The 5,645-nt window shown below is 43.3% G+C and carries 3 protein-coding genes, 9 tRNA genes and 1 rRNA gene; all 13 read right to left on the bottom strand.

Annotated elements, in window-relative coordinates:
• Positions 1 to 433: 433 nt before the first annotated feature.
• On the bottom strand, positions 434 to 2,368 hold the full coding sequence (locus T546_RS0122195; RefSeq protein ID WP_026893476.1) for a peptide ABC transporter substrate-binding protein: 1,935 nt from the start codon (positions 2,366 to 2,368) through the stop codon (positions 434 to 436).
• A 121-nt stretch (positions 2,369 to 2,489) separates the two neighbouring features.
• Positions 2,490 to 3,269 carry a serine hydrolase gene (locus T546_RS0122190; RefSeq protein ID WP_034600371.1) on the bottom strand — a complete coding sequence of 260 codons (780 nt, stop codon included), beginning with the start codon at positions 3,267 to 3,269 and terminating at the stop codon, positions 2,490 to 2,492.
• Positions 3,270 to 3,589: 320 nt separating this feature from the next.
• Positions 3,590 to 3,663, bottom strand: a tRNA-Arg gene (locus T546_RS0122185).
• Positions 3,664 to 3,751: 88 nt separating this feature from the next.
• A complete protein-coding gene (locus T546_RS0122180; RefSeq protein ID WP_026893474.1) occupies positions 3,752 to 4,459 on the bottom strand; it encodes an RraA family protein in 708 nt (235 codons plus the stop codon).
• Between the two features lie 142 nt (positions 4,460 to 4,601).
• Positions 4,602 to 4,675, bottom strand: a tRNA-Arg gene (locus T546_RS0122175).
• 29 nt (positions 4,676 to 4,704) lie between these two features.
• A tRNA-Leu gene (locus T546_RS0122170) sits at positions 4,705 to 4,790 on the bottom strand.
• Positions 4,791 to 4,813: 23 nt separating this feature from the next.
• Positions 4,814 to 4,886: transfer RNA gene (locus tag T546_RS0122165), tRNA-Val, on the bottom strand.
• A 62-nt stretch (positions 4,887 to 4,948) separates the two neighbouring features.
• A tRNA-Asp gene (locus T546_RS0122160) sits at positions 4,949 to 5,022 on the bottom strand.
• 29 nt (positions 5,023 to 5,051) lie between these two features.
• Positions 5,052 to 5,125, bottom strand: a tRNA-Ile gene (locus T546_RS0122155).
• A 40-nt stretch (positions 5,126 to 5,165) separates the two neighbouring features.
• Positions 5,166 to 5,238 (bottom strand) — tRNA-Thr (locus tag T546_RS0122150).
• Positions 5,239 to 5,244: 6 nt separating this feature from the next.
• Positions 5,245 to 5,316: transfer RNA gene (locus T546_RS0122145), tRNA-Glu, on the bottom strand.
• A 4-nt stretch (positions 5,317 to 5,320) separates the two neighbouring features.
• Positions 5,321 to 5,393, bottom strand: a tRNA-Asn gene (locus T546_RS0122140).
• 91 nt (positions 5,394 to 5,484) lie between these two features.
• Positions 5,485 to 5,645, bottom strand: a 23S ribosomal RNA gene (locus tag T546_RS0122135); the annotation flags it as partial.

The raw sequence follows: 5,645 nt of genomic DNA, 5'->3' as shown, positions 1-5,645 counted from the left end.
CACTAATTCTATTGCTCTAAGTTTCTTTGAATTATCTATCGCTCCGCTGTTTCTCTGTTACTCTGTTTCGCTGCTTTTCTGTTTCTCTGTTTCTCTGCTTTTCTGTTTCTTTGCTTTTCTATTTATCCACTTTTCTGTTTCTCTTCTTTTCTATTTCTCCGCTTCTCTTTTTCTACGCTTCTATCTCTTCTCTTTCTACGCTTCTCTTTCTATGCTTCTCTCTTTCTACGCTTCTCTTTCTATGCTTCTCTCTTTCTACGCTTCTCTCTTTCTACGCTTCTCTCTTTCTACGCTTCTCTTTCTACGCTTCTCTCTTTCTACGCTTCTCTTTTTCTTCGCTTCCTTTTTTCTTCGCTTCTTTTTTTCTTCGCTTCTTTTTTTCTTCTATCTATGCTCTTCTCTATATCCTTTTCTTAGTTAACATAATTTATTCTTACTTTTCATTCGCCTCCCTGTTCGCCTTATACTCCTCCATAGAAACATAATGATCCAACAGATGCTGTCCCTTATACCTGAGATTAGACACCCCAAAAGGTGCATACTGCCCATCAAATACATCTAGCTTTGTTGCCACATATTTGCTTACTGAAATGCTATAGGGTAGGACAAATGCATGATTGATCAAACTGGCCTCCGCCTTTGCAAATGCCTCATACCTGGCGTTAATATCCACCTTAATCTCCTTTGCTGCATCCACAAGCTCAAAGTATTCCTTTGCCGCCTCTGCAGACGGTGTCCCCTCTTCAATGGCCTTAGCTATATTTCCATATTTATAACCCAGGTCATATCCACTCTCACCTTTTGACTGATAAAATGGATCCGTCCAGGTTTCCGGATCTGCAAAGTCAGCGCCCCAGTTACATTTCATCAGAGCAAACTTCCCGCCTCTGCGCACCTCCGTTAAGAATCCATCCGCAGGACCTGCCTCAACCACAATCTCGATAAAGTCGGTCCCAAGCAAGCTTTCCATCTGCTGCTTCACGACCTGACACTCCTTATCCCAGTTGATTTCCGAAGGGTTATATGGCATTAACACCTTAACCGGAAAAGTCACACCTAATACGGAAAGCTCTTTCATCGCCTGATCCTTATATCCCCTTGCCCTCGCCTCATCAAATGTCTGGCCCAGGTTTTTCATTTCTCCCACCTCAGTATAATCCCTGCCATCTGCATTATAAGTGAAATCCTTAGGAGTAATAGAAGAAAGCACAAAATCATCAGGAGTAGTAGGTTCAATGACCGCCACTTCCTTCGCCTTATTCAAACCATAAAATAATGCCTTTCTAAAGCTTTCATTATTCACGGCTTTTCTCCAGTTATCCGGCTCATATTGGGCATCAAACTGAGGATTGAAATTAAAGGAGTAGAAATAGGAGTAGCTGGTTTTTGGCCTTTCTCTGCTGACCAGATTCTTCGTATCCTCACCCTTTAGCCAGTCATCTAAGATATCCGCAGAAATTTCCGCATAATCCACCTCTCCCCGTTTTACCATTTCCGGCCCAATGGTATTGTACTCTGCATTATAAATCTCCTGGATTTCCTCTATGTAAACAGAAGCCGCATCATAATTTAAGGGATTCTTTTTAAGTACATGCTTCTCCTGAGGAGAATACTCCTCCAAATAATAAGCACCATTGTAATACATCTTATCTGCCCCAGTGCCAAATTCTTTTCCCAGGGATTCCAGCTGAGGTCCGTAAGCCGGCATATAAACAATATAGGCAAGCGAAGAAAGGAAATAAGGAACTTCCTTATCCAAAGTATAAGTAAGAGTATGGGAATCCACTGCCTTTACACCAACCGTAGAAAAGTCCACAGTCTCCCACACCTTTCCATCTTTATCCGGTCCGCCTTTATAGACCTGACCATTGTAATAATTCTCCGCATTGGCAATGATTCCAAAAAGATTCTGCACATTAGCACTTTCATTTTCCGGGGACAGTTGATACTTCATAGCATCTACAAAGTCCTGAGCCGTAACCTCTCCAACTTCACTCCCCGTATGGTCCACCCATTTGGCCTCCCTCAGCTTAAAGGTCCAGGTAAGAGAAGCATCGTCATAACTCCACTCCGTCGCAAGCCCAGGTTTAATCTGTCCCTTGCTGTCATACTCCACCAGAGTATCGATGCAGTTTGCCCCAATTTTATAATCAGCTTCCGAAGATGAGACCAGGTAGTTCAAAGTCGACGCCTCGGCGCCATATAATTTTGTATACACGGCACCATCCTTGGTTTCTCCCCCTTTTGACCCGCTTTCCTGGGCTCCTGCTCCTTTTTTCACGGTAGCCGTGGAACTACACCCGCTTAAAACAATGGATGCCCCAAGAACTGCACCTACGGCAGCTGCTAATATTCTTCTTTTTCTCATTCATTTTCCTCCTTGTCTATTAAATATATATTCACCCTGATACAGATTCATTTCTCAGGTGATCTTCTGTATTTCAATCACTTATTGATCTCTTCAATCTAACGTTTATCTTTGGACTATTTTACAGATTAAGCTCCTGATAAAGCTCCAATGAAAGTTCCGCCATGAATCTCTCGAAACAAGGCGTATCCGTCTCATTCCCACAATAGCAGACAATAAAAGGAACCTTTCCGTAAATAATTCCCACGTCATGACTGATGCCAGTATCCTCCCCTGTCTTGTGGGCAATTTTCGGCCTGTCAGGAATTGCTTTTAAATAAAATGGTATCTTCCCGGAAAGCTGCTGATTCTTCATGATGGACACCATACGTTCACTGGCATGTCTGCTGACCAGGTCCCCATGATACATCATGTTCAATAGCCGGCCTGTCTCTCCCGCTGTAATATAGTTTTGAATCCCCTGTTTTGATTTTTCCAGATCAAACATCTTCCTCTGCAGTACCGTCTTTTCAAATCCTAATCTGGAAATAGTCTCATTAATAAATTCCATCCCCATAAAATCAACTAAAACATTAGTAGCCGTATTATCGCTGAAAATAATCATGAGCGTCACTAAATCCATAAGTGTCACCTGGATTCCATTATGAAGATAAGTGAGCGCGCCGCAGGAGGGTACACAATCTGCTCTTTTAATTTCAAACATCTGATCCGGCTGAAACAGCTCTCTCTCCAAACCTTCAAACACAGAAGTCATGACAAACAATTTGATTACACTGGCCGCCATCATCGGAGCCTGTTCGTGATACACCATGGTTTCTCCTGTCATCAGATTTTCAAAATAAAAGCTGACTTTTCCTGGAAGCTGCTCCAATCGTTTCACCATCTCTGCCTGAATTAACATAAATGTCTCCTATCCGCTTCATTTAACCATTGATATAAAAAAAGAGGCACTGGACCCATTGTCTGTAGTTACCTCGTCGCACCTGAATTTTAGTTTTTTCACTCTTATTTTAGTATAATAAAATTAACAAAAAAATCAAGCTATTTTTTACATAAGTGCATCTTCCAGTTATAATTCATTATTTTTACTAAATTAATCAAATAAAAATCCAAATAATACTATTCTTATATAATTTTACGCCTTATATTCAAAATCAATGAGTGAAAAATGGGCATAAAAAAAGAACAGTTTATATATAACATTCAAACTGTTCTTTTCCATGCGCTGGACAAGATTCGAACTCGCGGCCTTCTGGTCCGTAGCCAGACGCTCTATCCAGCTGAGCTACCAGCGCATCCACTCACAACTGCTACTATACACCCATTTTATTTCTTTGTAAAGGAGTGAATTCCCGTAAAGATTGTTTGACTATTTTAAAGCCATCACTCCATTCTATCCTTCATCATATCAAGTACCCATTGCGGCGCCAGCTGTGGCAATTCTGTACCATTTTTCTTGGCTTCCCGATAAGCTTCAATCGTGCGTCTTCTCTCTGCCTCATATGCCAGCTTTTCCTCTGCCATATCAAGGACCAGCTCTATATGTTGTCTGGGAATCACGCATACCCCATCCGAGTCACCAACTACCAGATCGCCTGGACAGACCTTGATTCCTCCACAAATAATATCTGTATTAACATTTCCTTCTTCTTTTTTCTTAGGGCCATTGGGCATAAAACCTCTGCTATATACCGGAAATCCCAGTTCAATATTTCCATCTCTGTCTCTGGTATATCCATCAACGACCATTCCCAGAAATCCCATCGCCTGGCATGCCGCCATAATGAGATCACCGCAATATGCCTTACCCTGATACCCCTTTCCATCTATCACCATAACATATCCTTCCGAAGATGCACAGTAGCTTGCCAGATGAATAGGAAAATTATCCCCCTCACTTGTCTCCACAGTCAAAGCAGTACCGACCATAGCCATTCCCCGGTCTACCGGCATAATCCCCGCATCCAAACAGCCACAGTTGGAGATATCCAAGCCGCTTTTCTTCACACCATCACACAAAAGGGCAACACCAAGCCTCTCTGCTCTCTCCAAATATCTTTTATCAATTAATTCCGCACAGCCATTTATCATAGTTTCTACCTCTTTTCTTAAGTTATTTACTCTATCCTGCAGAAGGTCACATACCGTATCTAATATATTTATAGCACAAAAAAAGCACCCTGTATAGGATGCTTTCTTTATGCGAACCCTTGTAAACAAGGGCCTTACAGTACGTGCGTGAGAAGATTCGAACTCCCGACACCTTGGTCCGTAGCCAAGTGCTCTATCCAGCTGAGCTACACACACATATTCACTTAATTGCCTTATCAGGCAAATGCCGGCGACCGGAATCGAACCGGTACGGGAGGTAAGTCCCGCAGGATTTTAAGTCCTGTGCGTCTGCCAGTTCCGCCACGCCGGCATTCTCATGATTTCTCATGGAAATGGGACCTATAGGGCTCGAACCTATGACCCTCTGCTTGTAAGGCAGATGCTCTCCCAGCTGAGCTAAGATCCCATATGCAATTTGGTAAATAAATTATTTACCCGCTAAATAAAAATCTGTACATAAGCACAGAACGACCCGGATGGGATTCGAACCCACGACCTCCGCCGTGACAGGGCGGCGCTCTAACCAGCTGAGCCACCGGGCCAGATTATCAAAATTTTAGTTCAGTGCTAGTGGACCTTCGGGGACTCGAACCCGGGACCGACCGGTTATGAGCCGGTTGCTCTAACCAACTGAGCTAAAGGTCCTAAACATAATAATCTGATAGATGTATTTAGTTTTTGTGAAAGCCGATGATCGGACTCGAACCGATAACCTGCTGATTACAAATCAGCTGCTCTGCCAATTGAGCCACATCGGCATTCAATGACCCCAACGAGATTCGAACTCGTGTTACCGCCGTGAAAGGGCGATGTCTTAACCGCTTGACCATGGGGCCAAAGCTCCCCGAGTAGGACTTGAACCTACGACCCAACGGTTAACAGCCGTTTGCTCTACCGACTGAGCTATCGAGGAATATTGCTTTTCAGCAATCCTTGAGGCACATACCCTCAAAACCACACATTGTTATATATCTTCATCCGTTCTTCCTCTTACCTAAACCAACCTGGTTAAGCCCTCGACCTATTAGTGACAGTCAGCTGCACATGTTACCATGCTTCCACCTCTGCCCTATCTACCTCGTCGTCTTCAAGGGGTCTTACTCTTGCGATGGGATATCTCATCTTGAGGGGGGCTTCACGCTTAGATGCCTTCAGCGTTTATCCC

Source organism: [Clostridium] aerotolerans DSM 5434 (assembly GCF_000687555.1).
GTDB lineage: Bacteria > Bacillota > Clostridia > Lachnospirales > Lachnospiraceae > Lacrimispora > Lacrimispora aerotolerans.
This window is presented reverse-complemented; position numbering and strand designations above follow the sequence as displayed.